The 15,998-nt window shown below is 42.4% G+C and carries 13 protein-coding genes; 3 read left to right on the plus strand and 10 right to left on the minus strand.

Annotated elements, in window-relative coordinates; genetic code table 11:
• Positions 1-348 precede the first annotated feature (348 nt).
• On the plus strand, positions 349-1,806 hold the full coding sequence (locus MUN87_RS08070; RefSeq protein WP_244747205.1) for an APC family permease: 1,458 nt from the start codon (positions 349-351) through the stop codon (positions 1,804-1,806).
• Between the two features lie 553 nt (positions 1,807-2,359).
• Here the strand turns inward: MUN87_RS08070 and MUN87_RS08075 are convergent.
• The 6 genes from MUN87_RS08075 to MUN87_RS08100 form a co-directional block, all read right to left on the minus strand.
• Positions 2,360-2,614, minus strand: coding sequence for a hypothetical protein (locus tag MUN87_RS08075; protein WP_244747206.1), 255 nt, complete (start codon positions 2,612-2,614; stop codon positions 2,360-2,362).
• Positions 2,615-2,769: 155 nt separating this feature from the next.
• Positions 2,770-3,807 (minus strand): ABC transporter ATP-binding protein, encoded by a 1,038-nt coding sequence (locus MUN87_RS08080; RefSeq protein WP_439649648.1) that lies wholly within the window; start codon positions 3,805-3,807, stop codon positions 2,770-2,772.
• A complete protein-coding gene (locus MUN87_RS08085) occupies positions 3,800-4,819 on the minus strand; it encodes an ABC transporter ATP-binding protein (protein WP_244747207.1) in 1,020 nt (339 codons plus the stop codon). The genes MUN87_RS08080 and MUN87_RS08085 overlap by 8 nt, the downstream gene beginning before the upstream one ends.
• Positions 4,820-4,835: 16 nt before the next feature.
• Positions 4,836-5,759, minus strand: a complete 924-nt coding sequence (locus MUN87_RS08090; RefSeq protein ID WP_244747208.1) for an ABC transporter permease — start codon at positions 5,757-5,759, stop codon at positions 4,836-4,838.
• Positions 5,759-6,694, minus strand: coding sequence for an ABC transporter permease (locus tag MUN87_RS08095; RefSeq protein WP_244747209.1), 936 nt, complete (start codon positions 6,692-6,694; stop codon positions 5,759-5,761). The genes MUN87_RS08090 and MUN87_RS08095 overlap by 1 nt, the downstream gene beginning before the upstream one ends.
• Positions 6,695-6,951: 257 nt before the next feature.
• The gene (locus MUN87_RS08100; protein WP_244747210.1) at positions 6,952-8,655 is read right to left on the minus strand and encodes a peptide ABC transporter substrate-binding protein; all 1,704 of its coding nucleotides are present in this window, start codon (positions 8,653-8,655) and stop codon (positions 6,952-6,954) included.
• 391 nt (positions 8,656-9,046) lie between these two features.
• Here MUN87_RS08100 and codB point away from each other — a divergent pair, with 391 nt between their 5' ends.
• Both codB and codA read left to right on the plus strand, forming a co-directional pair.
• Positions 9,047-10,300 carry a cytosine permease gene (gene codB, locus MUN87_RS08105; protein ID WP_244747211.1) on the plus strand — a complete coding sequence of 418 codons (1,254 nt, stop codon included), beginning with the start codon at positions 9,047-9,049 and terminating at the stop codon, positions 10,298-10,300.
• Positions 10,301-10,302: 2 nt separating this feature from the next.
• On the plus strand, positions 10,303-11,562 hold the full coding sequence (gene codA / locus MUN87_RS08110; protein ID WP_244747212.1) for a cytosine deaminase: 1,260 nt from the start codon (positions 10,303-10,305) through the stop codon (positions 11,560-11,562).
• A gap of 531 nt (positions 11,563-12,093) precedes the next feature.
• Here codA and MUN87_RS08115 read toward each other — a convergent pair.
• The 4 genes from MUN87_RS08115 to MUN87_RS08130 all read right to left on the minus strand — a co-directional run bounded on the left by MUN87_RS08115 (position 12,094) and on the right by MUN87_RS08130 (position 15,994).
• On the minus strand, positions 12,094-13,269 hold the full coding sequence (locus MUN87_RS08115; RefSeq protein ID WP_244747213.1) for a M20 family metallopeptidase: 1,176 nt from the start codon (positions 13,267-13,269) through the stop codon (positions 12,094-12,096).
• Positions 13,270-13,461: 192 nt separating this feature from the next.
• On the minus strand, positions 13,462-14,304 hold the full coding sequence (locus MUN87_RS08120) for a MetQ/NlpA family ABC transporter substrate-binding protein (protein ID WP_244747214.1): 843 nt from the start codon (positions 14,302-14,304) through the stop codon (positions 13,462-13,464).
• 9 nt (positions 14,305-14,313) lie between these two features.
• Positions 14,314-14,976: a methionine ABC transporter permease gene (locus MUN87_RS08125; protein ID WP_244747215.1), complete on the minus strand. Its 663-nt coding sequence runs from the start codon at positions 14,974-14,976 to the stop codon at positions 14,314-14,316.
• On the minus strand, positions 14,966-15,994 hold the full coding sequence (locus MUN87_RS08130) for a methionine ABC transporter ATP-binding protein (protein WP_244747216.1): 1,029 nt from the start codon (positions 15,992-15,994) through the stop codon (positions 14,966-14,968). The genes MUN87_RS08125 and MUN87_RS08130 overlap by 11 nt, the downstream gene beginning before the upstream one ends.
• Positions 15,995-15,998: the final 4 nt, after the last annotated feature.

Genomic DNA, 15,998 nt, shown 5'->3' on the forward strand with positions numbered 1-15,998 from the left:
CTTTTTTTATGTTACATAAATATTAGCGTTCCAAATTATAAAGTGAAACTTTGATCAGTGGGAGTCTTTGACTTTCACTGATCATTAGCGAAACTTATCAGGGGTTAGTCCCACTTAGCTTCTTTGTGGTACTCGAAGCTTGAAGCGGGAGACTTACAGACGGTTAGCACCGTGATAAAATAGCAAAACGAAACGTGTAAATAGTATTAGTAAAGCTTCGTTATTCACTGAGTTTTTCTACAATATAATTTGCTATTGAAGGCTATTTATAATAACCTAGCGGATACGGACATTTTAACCATGTTGATTTTGTTAACGTGAATCATGGTGTCTAAAGGAGAAGAACAGATGGAGAAACGTACAACACTGAAGAAAACGTTGAAGCCCCATTGGGTATGGGCAATTGCTCTGGGCTCAGCAATTGGCTGGGGAGCATTTGTCCAACCCGTTAACTGGATGGCTACGGCAGGTCCATTAGGAGTTATTTCAGGCTTTTTTATTGGTGCATTATTAATGATTCTAATTGCCGTCAGCTATGGCTTCTTAATCAAAAGTTTCCCGGTATCAGGAGGGGAATTTGCTTATGCTTACATCAGCCTCGGAAGAACGCATGCATTTATTTCCGGGTGGTTCTTAACACTAGGCTATATATGCATAGTCGCCTTGAACGCATCCGCCTTTGCATTGATGTTTAAATTCGTATTTCCACAATTTATCGAAAACTTGCATTTATATAATGTTGCCGGCTGGGAAGTATACGTACCGGAAATTATTGTTGCCTCACTAGTATTGATAGTGTTTGGCTTTTTTAATGTTAGAGGAAGCAGTATCTCAGGAAGAATTCAATTTATCTTCTGTCTCGTTATGGTAGGGGCTATCCTATTACTAACGATGATGGTCGGCGTCCAGCCAGAAGCTGGTTTAGCGAACGTCAAACCATACTTTCCAACTGATACGAGCGCGATGGCAGCCATCATTTCAATCGTCGCTATCGCACCTTGGGCTTATGTCGGATTCGATAACATCCCGCAAACAGCCGAAGAGTTTGATTTCTCTTCAAGTAAAGCATTTAAACTAATTGTTTTTGCGATATTAGCAGCTGCCATTTTATACAGCTTCATGATCATCACCACGTCTATGATTAGACCGTGGCAAGGTGTCGTTGAAGAGAACTACATTTGGGGAACTGGACAAGTCGTGCAGGATTTACTCGGCACAGTCGGATTGCTCATACTCGTCATCGCCTTAACGATGGGAATTTTCACAGGTCTGAATGGCTTTGTTATATCTTCCAGCCGCCTATTATTCGCCATGTCGAGAGCCAAGATTATACCAGAAGGATTCTCAAAGCTGCATCCGAAATATAAAACACCATACTGGGGCGTTATTTTTACCGTGATCGTTGCCATGTTCTCACCTTGGTTCGGCCGCGAAGCGCTGTTATGGGTGGTAGACATGTCATCCATTGGTGTAACAATCGCCTATTTCTATACATGCTATGCAGCATTTTCGATGTTCACTTTCAATGCAGACAACCCTTTAGGAAATGGAAAACAGATATATTCACCCGTAAAGAAAGTTATTTCTATCCTTGGCATGTTAGCGAGTCTCACTTTCTTAGTGTTACTGCTATTCCCAGGCTCACCAGCATTTCTTGGACTAGAATCCCGAATCGCATTGGCCGCATGGGTTATCCTAGGTTTAATTTTCTACCTGGCCAAGCGAAAAGAGTATAACAAAATACCGGAAGAAGAATTAAATTATTTAATTACTGGTTCGAAAGAGATTAAACTGAAGCAGGATTAAGCTGGATCCCCACAAATGGTTGTGGGGATTTTTAATTTGGCACCATTGAATCCAACTGAAGCGAACCTTTCTCCTTGTTGTGAATATCATAGCAGGAAGTACCACAAACGTCTAATGAGTAAAAAATCATTTTCAAGTATGACATACTATATAAAACCTTCATTTTACTAGATGAAAATCTGTTATTACCTACTCTGAAATATGTTATTTTGCATTTTTACTGATTTTTAAATTTTATATATTAACGAACCTCACTTCTATATGGCAAAAGGTATAAAGTGAGACTTATCAGGCAGTTATCGTCCGTTTTATTCCCTCTTAGCTTTTTATCTATTCCTCGAATCTTAAAGTGGGGTATTACGGACGTTTAGGGATAAATTTTCAATTCAGGTAAATAATAGTTCATGAGAATATCATCTTATAAAGGAGCAAACAGCATGTGGTGGATTATCGGAGGAATACTGTCACTTATTACATTCGTGATTTATTGCTGTCTAGTAGTGGCTGGGAGAGCTGACAAGCAAATGGAGCAATATTATAAAAATAAGTAACATTATACCCTGTTAGATTTGTTCAGATCGTGACGTCTAATTAAACTGCCATCGCAGCAGATCTCCATTGACATATCGTTTGAACTCTTCAAGCATATAATAGCCATTATTCTCATCACTTCTGCCAAATATAGTGTAAATACGACATTTTCTAATTGATAAAAAGACGAGTAAATACTATTGACTGAACTTATTTCTTCTTCATGCGTATGTGCCCCTCTGGGAACTGCTTTCGCTTGAACTTGCTTCTTCTTCATGCGTTTGTGCTCCTCAGGGAACTGCTTTCGCTTGAACTTGCTCTTTCTTCATGCATTTGTGCTCCTCAGGATACTTGTTTCCCGTGAAGTTCCCTTTGTTTTACTATCACTGGACTTTCATCATTAATCGATCAACGATTCACAAATAATTATGTTCATCTTTTTGCAAACAAAAAGCGAACTCCCCAAAAGAGTCCGCTCCCATTACAACTACACTTCCTGATACCGCTCATCATATAAATGACAGGCCACCCAATGATCTTCCTTATGCTCCCGCCACTCTGGCACCACTTCCGCACAGACTTCCATTGCCAGCGGGCAGCGTGTCCGGAAGCTGCAGCCGCTGGGGGATCTACCGGGCTTGGGACATCGCCTTCAAGAATGATTCGCTCCCTCGTTCGTTCTCGCGAAGGATTCGGAACTGGAATGGCACTGATCAATGCCTGTGTATAGGGATGTAACGGTTCACGATACATGGCATCACTCCCTGCAATTTCAACCATTTTACCCAAATACATCACGCCAACCCTGTCACTTATATGCTTCACCATCGACAGATCATGTGCGATAAAAAGGTAAGTTAACCCTTGTTCCCGCTGTAATTTTTTCAAAAGGTTGACGATCTGTGCCTGAATCGATACATCGAGGGCTGAGATCGGTTCATCCGCCACGATGAATTCGGGATTCACGGCCAATGCACGGGCAATTCCGATCCGCTGGCGCTGGCCACCACTGAATTCATGAGGAAATCGTGAAGCATGGTCCTTGTTTAAACCGACCAGCTCCAACAATTGATAGACACGCTCCATTCGTTCTGCTCGTGTTTTGATCAAGCCATGGATGTCAACTCCTTCCGCAATGATATCCTTCACCGTCATTCGCGGATTTAGCGAGGCGTACGGATCTTGAAAAATCATCTGGATTGACTTGTTAAACCGCATCAGCTCTGGCTTGGAGTAATGTTGATGGATATTTTCACCAGCATAATCAACTTCGCCATCTGTTGCATCATACATGCGCATGATCGTTCTTCCAGCCGTTGACTTGCCGCAGCCGGATTCACCAACCAACCCGAATGTTTCCCCACGATAGATATCAAACGTAATGCCATCGACGGCCTTCAACGTATGTTTTCGATCTAACTTAAAGTGTTTCTTTAAATCTCTTACCTCAACCAGTTTTTCTTTAAGCATTAATTCGTTCGCCTCCCTCGATCGGCATCTCTACTCTTGGCGCTCGCTCATCCAATAACCAGCACGCCGTTTGCTGTGTTGCAGACAATTCCGTATAGGCAGGCATCTGTTTCTGACAAGCCTTCATCGCATACGGACAGCGAGGGGCGAATGGGCACCCTGGTGGTGGATCAGCCAAATCCGGCGGCGATCCTGCTATCACCTGCAATTCCTCCTCTTCACTATCGAGCTTCGGCATCGATCCCAGCAGTCCCCACGTGTACGGATGTTTCGGATTTTCAAAAAGTTCATCAACGGTACCTGTTTCAACGATCTTACCACCATACATCACCGCAACCCGGCTCGCCATATTAGCCACCACACCTAAATCATGTGTAATCATCATGATCGCCGTACCTGTTTCTTCCTGCAGGCCACGCATTAGATCAAGAATTTGTGCTTGGATCGTTACATCCAATGCAGTCGTCGGCTCGTCCGCTATCAATAACTTTGGATTACAGGCTAACGCTACAGCAATCATTGCCCGCTGGCGCATTCCGCCTGAATATTGATGAGGATATTGATTAATTCGCACTTCTGCCGTCGGAATCCCCACTAAGCGCAACAATTCAATTCCTTTATGGTGTGCTTCCTTTTTAGACATGTTGCGATGTTTCCTTAATCCTTCTGCAATTTGTTTACCAATCGTCATCGTCGGATTCAACGATGTCATCGGATCTTGAAAAATCATTCCGATTTCCCTTCCGCGGATGTTCTCCATCTGTTTTTCCGACTTCTGTACCAAATCCTCCCCATTAAAAACAATCGAACCATCAACGAATTTACCCGGGGGCATCTCAATTAACCGCATCACCGACTGTGCCGTTACACTTTTTCCAGAACCAGATTCACCGACAATCGCCAGTGTCTCTTTTTCATCAAGATCAAAGCTTACCCCTCTTACCGCTTGCACTTCTTTACCATAGCTATCAAATGAGATCGTTAAATCTTTCACTTCTAATAATTTACTCATCACGTATCCCTCCCAGTTATCTGCGCTCTTTCGGATCCAATGCATCTCTCATTCCGTCACCAATTACGTTGAAGGCTAGCATCGTAATACAAATGAACAGCGCCGGGAAGAAAAGCTGATACGGATAATATTGCAAGGCGGGCAACCCATCATTGGCCATCGTCCCCCAGCTTGCGAGCGGAGCCTGCACCCCGATACCGATAAAACTTAGAAACGATTCCGTAAAAATCGCTGTCGGAATCGTCAACGTTAATGTTACAAGAATCTGACCGATTGTATTCGGAATAAGATGCTTGGTTAGCAATCGACTATTACTTGCTCCCAATGATTTTGACGCCATTATAAATTCCTGTGATTTCAGCTGCATCACCTGACCACGCACAATCCGGGCCATATTAATCCAGCCCGTTATCGTCATCGCAATAATGAGTGTAAAGAGCTTTTGCGGTAAAACCACGAGTAATAAAATGACGACAAGTAAATAAGGCAATCCATATAAAATGTCCGCAATCCGCATCATGATTTCGTCTACTTTTCCGCCAAAATAACCGGCAATGGCGCCCCATATCACACCAATTACGATATCGATTAATGCTGCCATTAAACCGATAAACAAGGAAATCTGTGCTCCGTACCAGGTTCGTGCGAAAACATCACGGCCAAGATTATCGGTACCGAACCAATGCTCAGAAGAAGGGGCTTTATTGGCATTCATCAAGTCATTTTGAAAGTAATTCTGTCCCGATATTGGACCACCAATTCCAGCCATGATCGCAAGAAATACGATCACCACTATTCCTGCGATCGCCAATTTATTTTTACGGAACCTCCTGAAGGCATCTTTCCAATAAGATGTACTTTTACCGGACACCTTTTCTGACTCAGAAGGCTTGATCGTAATCGGTTCGAAATCTTCCTGCGTTAGTTGTGGTTGTGCCATTAGCCATTGCCTCCTTTAGCGCCTAACTTAATTCGTGGATCCACGAAACCGTAAATCAGATCCACTATTAAAATCGATACGAGTAACAGCACACTGTAGAATACAGTCGTACCCATAATCACGGTATAATCCCGATTGGTTACACTGACGACGAACTCGTTACCTAATCCAGGAATACCGAATATTTTTTCAATGACAAAACTTCCCGTTAATATCGAAGCAATCAAGGGACCAATATAAGAAATTACCGGAAGAATCGCATTGCGGAGCCCATGTCGGTAGGTCACTACTCGTTGGCCAATCCCTTTTGCTTTTGCCGTCTTAATATAATCCATGCTTAATACATCGAGCATACTGGAACGCATCAGTCGTGCAATAAATGCGAGCGGAGTGGATGCAAGTGCAATGGCAGGCAGAATCGTATGGGCAAACGACGTGAATCTGGCAATCGGTAATACTTGCATCTGAATCGCAAAAATATACTGCAAACCAGCTGCCATAATAAAGCTTGGTACCGATATTCCTAATACCGCAATGATCATCGCGGTATAATCACCGAATTTATTATGTTTCACCGCTGCAATTACGCCGAGCAAAACACCTGCGGCAAGGGCGATGAACATGGACTCCAACCCTAAAACAAGCGAATAAGGGAGTCCTCTGATAATAATATCGTTCACCTCTTGGCCGACATATTTAAATGAAGGACCGAAATCAAAGGTAAAAGCATTAACCAGGTAATCGACATATTGCACCAGAATCGGATCATTTAACCCATACGCCTCATTCATCTGCTCCTCGATGGCAGGTGTCAATGCACGTTCTGAAGCAAATGGTCCGCCAGGTGCCGCATGCATAAGAAAAAAGGTAATCGTAATAATGAAATACAAAGATAGAATGATATATCCCAATCGTTTTACTATATACGTTATCAACGCCACACCTCCGAAATCCGTGGTAACGTTAGAAAAACTCGGTATTCGCCTCGTCTATTAGCAAGTGCCGAAGTTTTTCTTATACTTTAGTACTTCTAAATTTTCACTTTCCTATCGTGAAAAAAAGAAGTGAATGGACTTCACTCCTAATTTCCTATCATCGCTTTTCTATCTTAGGAGTCTTAGCTGTCATGAAGATTAATCAATATAAGGTATACAGTTTTTCTATATACCTTATATTGTAAAAAAACAAATGCTTATTCTTCTGTTAAATAACCCCACTTAAACTGGACGCCACCTAATCCAGATACTTCCACACCTTTTACATAATCCTTGTTTAACCAAGCGCTTGTGTAGAAATAGATAGGCGCAATCGGCATGTCTTCCATAAAGATTGCTTCTGCCTGACGTAAAATTACTTTTCGCTCCGCTTCATCTGTCGCTGTTCTTGACTGCTCTAACAGATCCTGGTATTCTGCATCTTCCCAGTTCGTATAGTTGTTGCCGCCTTTTGCACGGAAGATTTCCAGAAAGTTAATCGCATCATTAAAGTCACCTAACCAGCCCATACGGCCAACATGGAAATCACCGCTGCCCATACTGTCTAGATAGACATTCCATTCTTCATTTCGAAGCGTCACTTCCACGCCAAGATTTTCTCGCCACATATCCTGAATCGCCTGTGCAATAGCTGCGTGTGCTTCACTTGTGTTATAAGATAGCTCAACCGCGGGTAACTCTTCCAGCCCCATCTCTTCTAAACCAGTCTCTAGATATTCTTTGGCCGTTTCGATATCATTGTCGGCAAAATAACCTTCATTACTTTCTTCCCAAATCGAAGAAGGGACGAGTGCCATCGCCGGCTGCTGCTCACTTTGTGTAATATTCTCCACAATTCCCGCGCGGTTGATCGCTAAGGCAAATGCTTTCCGAATATTAACGTTATTAAATGGTTCTTTTTCTGTATTAAAAGCATAATAATATAAGCCGGCTAATGGCGCGATATTTAACGAACCATCTTCTTTCAATGCCGGGATCGATGCTAACGGAAGTGAATCAGTAGGAGAACCTGCCCAATCGAGCTCACCACCGTTATACATTTCCAGTGCTGTATTTTCATCATCAATCATATACATGTTAATCGTTTCTAAAGTCACTGTTTCTGCATCCCAGTAATCAGGATTTTTCTTCAAGACTACCTGATCCTGATGTGCCCACGAATCTAGTAAAAAGGGACCGTTTGTCACATAATTTTCGCCAGCATCCAACGCCCAGTCATCCGTGCCTTCCACGACATTCTGATTAACAGGATAATACGTATAGAACGCAGTTAAATCTAAGAAATACGGAGTCGGTTGCGCAAGAGTAACTTCTAACGTTTTCTCATCGACAGCTGTCACACCAACCTCATCCAAAGAACCGCCTTCTTCCTTGGCAGCCTGTGCACCTTTGATTACATACAATTGATACGCATAATCGGTATCAGCATTATCTGGATTCAACACCCATTTCCATGCATATTCAAAATTTTCGGCTGTGACCGGATCACCATTAGACCAGACAGCATCTTCCCGAATGTGGAACGTATATGTCATTAAATCCTCTGACACTTCATAGGATTCCGCCATCGCTTCTTCCGGCTCACCATCCTGATTAATACGCATCAACCCTTCAAACACCTGATCCAATACTGCCGCAGAGGTTGTATCCGTTGCAGTACCTGGATTCAAGGAAGGTGGTTCCGATTTTATATTAATATCAAACGTTTGATCAGCAGCCAGCGCTTCTTCACCTTCCGCACTGTCTGTTTCTTCCGCCTCACCTGTATCCTCTGATTCTGCCGGTGCTTCTGTATCTGCACCATCATCCGAGCTCGTCTCCTCACCTCCGGAACAAGCCGCCAAAAATACCCCCAATGTAAGTAAACACGTTAGCAAAAACAGCCATTTCTTACCCGCCATTCGTAATCCCCTTTCTACTTCTCTTTTGTTAGATTTGTTACAATTAACCCAGTTTTTCTCCGTAACAACTAAAATATTACAATATCAAGACAAGCATTACACAGGAGTAGTAAGATGATCTTACAGAGAATATTAGTAATCTAATAATGATTGTTAGATATTCTATCAAAATTAAAAAGCTTTGACTTTTCTTGTTGAAATTGAGATAATACGTTCAATAACATATTGGTACCTTTAAATCAGTCCAGTGAGGCTGACAAGGACTACGGTTCACACGTTAACATTGCTTTCTGCGCAATGTGGACTTTTTGTGCGAAGAGTTTCTTGTCTACCTGACAAGAAACTCTTTTTGTTTACAAAAAGGTACCAGTAAACTGTAGGGGGATTTTACATGGATAAAGAATTTTCATTACAAGCAGTACCAGCATCACATCGAAATGGTTTCTGGAAAATGTTCGTCGTTATGCTAGGATTCACCTTTTTCTCGGCAAGTATGTTGTCAGGTGGTGAATTAGGGCTTGGTCTATCAATGCAGCAATTTATTTGGATGGTCTTATTAGGAAATTTAATTCTTGGTTTATATACAGGTGGCCTTGCCTACATTGCTGCAAAAACAGGGCTGTCCACACACCTATTAGCACGTTATGCCTTCGGAGAAAAAGGCTCCTACCTTGTTTCCTTTTTATTAGGCGGAACACAGGTAGGGTGGTTCGGAGTTGGTCTTGCCATGTTTGCAGTTCCGGTCAACAAAGCGACTGGCATAGACATGCTAACTTTAATTATTATTTCAGGTATTGTTATGACATTCTCCGCATTCTTCGGAATGAAGGCACTGGCGATTTTAAGTTTTGTTGCTGTACCAGCGATCGCCATTTTGGGAAGTATTTCTGTAGGTATTGCTATCGATGACATGGGCGGTTTACATGATTTATTTGCTTATCAGCCAGAAAACAGTCTGGGATTAGCAGCAGCCTTAACTATTTGTGTCGGCTCTTTCGCAAGTGGTGGTACGTTAACACCTGACTTTGCCCGATTTGCCAAAACAAAAAAATCGGCCGTCATCACAACATTAATTGCTTTTTTTATTGGTAATTCACTCATGTTCTTATTTGGTGCAGTAGGGTCTATTTCGACCGGACTGGCTGATATTTCAGAAGTAATGTTTGTGCAAGGTTTAATTATTCCAGCAATCATTGTGTTAGGCTTGAATATCTGGACAACGAATGATAATTCTTTATACGCATCCGGCTTAGGTTTTTCTAACATTACGAAGATAAAAAAAAGCAAACTCGTCATCTTCAATGGTTTAATCGGAACAATATTAGCAATGTGGCTGTACAATAATTTCGTTGGCTGGTTAACGATACTCGGCGCTGCCTTACCACCAATCGGTGCGATATTATTAGCAGACTTCTTTCTATTACGAAAAGGACGCTATCCTTCATTTGAGCAAATGTCATTCAAAGCCATTCATTGGTCAGCTATCATCGCATGGGGAGCAGGATTTGCTTCAGCACAATTTATACCTGGCATTCCACCTCTGAATGGCATTATTGGATCAGTTGTGGTATATGTAGGATGGACGTTAATATTAGATAAAAAACTGCAAGCAGAACCAATTGCAAAACAACAAAGAGAGGTGTAAATTTGATTATTCAAAACGCATCCTTACCTAATCAGGAAGGATTATGGAATATTCATATCGAAAACGGGAAATTCACAAAAATCGAACCTGCAAAAGAAGTAGAAGAAGGACTCGACATTAATGGAAAATTAGTCAGCGCACCATTCATCGAACCACACGTACACTTGGATACCACTTTAACGGCTGGCGAACCAAAATGGAACGAAAGCGGAACATTGTTCGAAGGCATTGCCACTTGGGCAGAGCGTAAAAAATCACTGACAGTAGAAGATGTTAAAACACGTGCAACCAAAGCACTTAAGTGGCAAATCGCACAAGGTATCCAACACGTTCGTAGTCATGTGGATGTGTGTGACCCATCCTTAACGGCAATGAAAGCTTTACTTGAAGTTAAAGAAGAAATGAAAGAATACGTTGACCTCCAGCTCGTCGCTTTTCCACAAGAAGGCTACTTATCCTATCCGAATGGTCGTGAACTGGTAGAGGAGTCTCTACAAATGGGAGCAGATGTGGTGGGCGGGATCCCACACTTCGAATTCACTCGTGAGTACGGTGTAGAATCGATGAAAATAGCATTCGACTTGGCGGAGAAATATGACCGCTTAATCGATATTCACTGCGATGAAATCGATGACGAGCAATCACGTTTTGTCGAAGTAGTGGCAGCAGAGGCATATAAACGCGGACTCGGAAGTAAAGTTACCGCTAGTCATACCACTGCTATGCATTCGTATAACAGTGCTTATGTTTCGAAATTAATGAAAATCTTGAGCCTATCCAACATTAATTTTATTGCTAATCCCCTGGTAAACATTCATTTACAAGGACGTTTCGACGATTATCCGAAACGTAGAGGAATCACCAGAGTGAAAGAATTAACAGAAGCAGGCATCAATGTCAGCTTTGGTCACGATGATATTTTTGATCCGTGGTATCCACTAGGTACCGGCAACATGCTGCAAGTATTACACATGGGTATACATGCAACCCACTTGATGGGCTATCGCCAGATCATGGATTCTTTCAACTTTATAACGGAAAATAGCGCTGTTACAATGGATATTTCAGAAAGATATGGACTCGAAGTTGGAAAACCAGCTAGCTTTATTATTTTAAATGCAACCAATGTCTACGATGCTATCCGCAAACAAGCAGAAGTTGTAGCATCTTATCGTAACGGAAAACAAATCATGGAAACCCAACCAAAAGAAACAGCCATATGGATAGGTAACCATAAAGAAAATATAGATTTCGAGAGATAGACTACTGACTCTTCATGCATTTCATGAACTATTGCAAGCTCTTTGCTAGAAGTTTTCTGATCTTCATGTGTTGGACAACCTTATGTACTGTCCAACGCATGAAGTTCCTTCATCTTCATGCGTTCGACCAGCCCCTGCACCTCCTTTCGCCTGAACTTCTCTCATCTTCATGCGTTCGACCAGCTCCTGCACCTCCTTTCGCCTGAAGTTCGTCACATCATCGTCTTTGCGTCTGTCTAACTTTGCGATAAAAAGCTGCTATCAATCCAGATGTATCAGCAACTGCTAATAGCCAAGCATCCCAACTGATTCGAACAGCACATTAGAAACACACGGCAATAGCCACGTCTATTAGCAATTCTTTATTGCTAAAATTTTCTGCCGTATTAGAAACACTCGGCATTCGCCTCGTCCATTAGCGAGTGCCGTAGTTTTTTCTTATACTTGGTACATTTTAAAATTTCACTACGTCGAACTGCTTCTATGCTAAAATTTTATACTTTCCTAACGTACAATAAAAAACAAGGTCCATCACACATGGACCTTGTTCTCAAATTCCTCTTTAATTCCTGCTAACAACTCAGGCTTTGTGATCAAATCAAGCCCAGTTAACGCTAGTGCCTTCGCACCGGTAATCAACGCCTGGTCACCTTTTTCCGAGACTGCTGCCTCGCGAAATGCGATCGTATGCGGAGAGGTTCCGCTCTCTGCAATCTTAATAAAAGGATGAATCGTTGGTACGACCTGACTGATATTCCCTGCATCACTGGATCCGATACCTTCTGATCTTTCATGATAGTCTTCGCCCAGTTCCACAATACGTTCCTTGAATACAGCATCAAAAGCAGAATTGATGTTAAAATCATCGACACCATTTTGGATGCGCGCGTATTTTACCTCAGCACCGGTTGCAAGTGCCGCACCTTCTGCGATCTTGTTAACCTTTGCCGTCACCTCGTCGCAAGCTTTTCGTGTGCTCGCACGAACGAAGAAACGCGCTCTTGCATATTCCGGTACGATATTGGCCGCATCGCCTCCGTCGAGGATAATCCCATGAATGCGGACATCATCGGTAACATGCTGGCGCAATGCATTAATGCCATTATAAAGTTGAATCACACCGTCTAACGCATTGATACCATCTTCCGGCTTCGCTGCTGCGTGGGCAGGACGGCCGAAGAACTCATAATCGATCGGATCCACCGCTAATGTTGGTGCTGTACCAGCCGTTTTGTCATACGGATGAATCATCATGCACGTATCCATTTCCTGGACGAGTCCATGTCTGACAAAGGTTCCCTTCGCACTGCCATTTGGTCCGCCTTCTTCTGCTGGTGTACCGAATACCACGACTTCCCCGCCAATTTGATCAAGTGCTTTACTTAATGCAATCGCAGCCGCAACGCTCAACGTCCCGATAATGTTGTGACCACAAGCATGTCCCAAACCTTTCAAGGCATCATACTCTGCCAAAAAACCGATCTTCGGCCCTAGTTTTTCCGAAGCGAATCGGGCAATAAATGCTGTCTCATGCTCCGGAATGCCAGACTGTACAGCAAACCCTTGCTCACTGAGGCGATTTCGCAATAACTCTGATGCAAAGAACTCCTCATTACCAAGTTCAGGATTGGCATGAATTTGATGACTGATATCCAGATACGTCGCGATATTTTTTTCAATTTCTTCGATTATAATCTGTTCCAACATGATGCTTCCCCCATTCATTTCTAATGTTTTTAGAAAAACTCGGCATTCGCCTCGTCCATTAGCGAGTGCCGCAGTTTTTCTTATACTTATTACATTTTAAATTTTCACTACGTCGAAATGCTTCTATGCTAAAATTTTATACTTTCCTAACGTGTAAAAAAAGGAGGGGACAACGATCATCCCCTCACTCCCTTACCAGCCAATCTGATCCAACGGCACAAATGTAGGAATTAATGAATCATTAAATACCTCTTCAATATGTGCTGCCACTTCTTCCGTTTGATAAATCTCTACTAACTTCTGAAAGACCTCTTTATCTACCTCATCTGAACGTGCAGCGATGATGTTGATGTAAGGTGTCGCTGTATCATCTTCAATAAAAATCGCATCTTCCACTGGTACGAAGCCTGCTTCCACAGCTACCCCGTTATTAATGATTGATGCCGTAACATCAGGCAATACACGCGGTGTCTGTGCCGCAACCATTGGTACAAATTCAAGATTTTTTGGATTTTCAACGATAGCAGACAGATCGCCATTTCCGTCAAATCCTTCTTCTAATGTAATCAAACCAGCTTTCTCAGCTAAAAGTAACGCACGCCCCATATTAGTGGCTTCCTGTGGCAGTGCAATTTTAGCGCCGTCTGGAACTTCACTTATATCTTCAATTTTTTCAGAATAAAAACCCATTGGTGCGATTATTGTCGTTGCAATTGGTGCTAAATCAAGATTTCTTTCTTCAATAAAAGAATCAAAATAAGATACCGTCTGAAAAGCATTTAAATCAATATCGCCATCTGCTAAAGCCATATTAGGACGAACATAGTCGGAGAATTCTACAAGCTCGAGGTTAATGCCTTCTTCCGCAGCTTTCTCTTTCACAAATTCCCAGATCGGAACACCCGAACCGTTCAAACCGATTTTCAATGTTACTTCTTCACTTTCACTGTCCCCGGCACTCGCTGAATCGTCACTGCCACAGCCTGCCAGAATTCCTGCAATTAAAATTAATAAGACCAATAATTTCTTTTTCAATGAAAAAACCTACCTTCTTCGTGATGTTTTGGATAATGTATTTCCTAGTGATTGAATCAGCTGTACGATTAATACGAGCAGTAAAACCGTCACAATCATAATATCTGTTTCAAAACGCTGGTAACCGTATGCTATCGCTAAATCGCCCAGTCCACCACCGCCGACAAAACCAGCCATCGCCGATGCACCAACGATCCCGATCGTCGCAATCGTAATATTCAAAATTAAAGAACTGAATGCTTCTGGAACCATGACGCGAAAAATAATTTGCCAAGGCTTCGCACCCATCGCTTCTGCTGCCTCAATCATGCCAGGTGATACTTCCAGCAGACTGCTCTCTACTAATCTTGCAATATATGGTGCTGCAAAAACGACTAACGGCACAATTGCTGCCGCTGTACCAATCGTCGTCCCAATCAGCAATCTAGTAAACGGTATGATAGCAACAAGCAAAATAATAAAAGGAATCGATCGCAAGAAATTAATTATGCCATTCAGCACATTAAAAAATGGCTTATTACCATATAAATTACCTGGTCTTGTGATCACTAGAATAATCCCCAGTGGTAGTCCTAAAATTAAAGAAAATGCCAGCGAGAATCCTACCATTTGCAGTGTTTGCAGGGTCGCGTCCAAAATTCTTGGCCAAAAATCCATTAACTTAATGTCCATCTGCTGTAACCTCCTCTACTCTTACTCTGCTGTTGATAAACTGATATGCCTGTTGGATGTCACTGGACTTTCCTCGCAATTCGACGACCAAATTACCGAATGGACGGCCTTGCAGCTCCACGATCTGCCCGAACAAAATATTGGTGTGCACATCATATCGCTTGGCAACTTCTGAGATAAGCGGCATTTCCGTCGAATCATTTTCAAAAGTTAACCGATAGATGGCGCTATTGCCTTGTGAATGCGTCACCTTGTCCATCACCGATTGCGGCAGCTCGTCGTTCATAACCGTTTTGACAAAATTCTTCGTCGTTTGCTGCTGTGGATTAGAAAAGACATCAAAGATCGAACCTTCCTCGATGACCCTGCCTTCTTCCATGACTGCTACACGATCACAGATCTCTTTAATTACTTGCATCTCATGGGTAATCATTAAAATTGTAATGTGATACTCATCTCTTACTTTTCGCAATAAATCAAGAATCGAACTCGTTGTCTGCGGGTCCAATGCAGAGGTCGCTTCATCACAAAGCAATATCTCCGGGTCAGTAGCCAATGCCCTCGCAATGCCGACACGCTGCTTCTGTCCGCCAGACAGCTGTTCCGGATAATGATCCGCTTTATCCGCTAATCCGACAAACGCTAGTAATTCCTCTACTTTTTGCTTGATTTTAGCCCGCGGTACTCCCGCTAACGATAATGGAAAACCAACATTATGAAAGACAGTCTTCGATTCTAGTAAATTAAAATGTTGAAAAATCATGCCAATTTTTCGGCGCACGTCTATCAATTCACTTTTTGATAGACTTAACAGATCGTTGTGATTAACAAGGACTTTACCGATATCGGGCCTTTCCAACAAGTTGACACAGCGTATCAAGGTACTTTTTCCAGCGCCACTAAAACCAATCACGCCAAAAATTTCACCCCGGTCAATCGATAAGTTAACCTGATCCACTGCAGTTATTTTCCTGTCGTTCGTTGTGTACGTCTTACTGATGTTCTGAAACTCAATCATAGCC

This window comes from Gracilibacillus salinarum (genome assembly GCF_022919575.1).
GTDB classification, from domain to species: domain Bacteria; phylum Bacillota; class Bacilli; order Bacillales; family Amphibacillaceae; genus Gracilibacillus; species Gracilibacillus salinarum.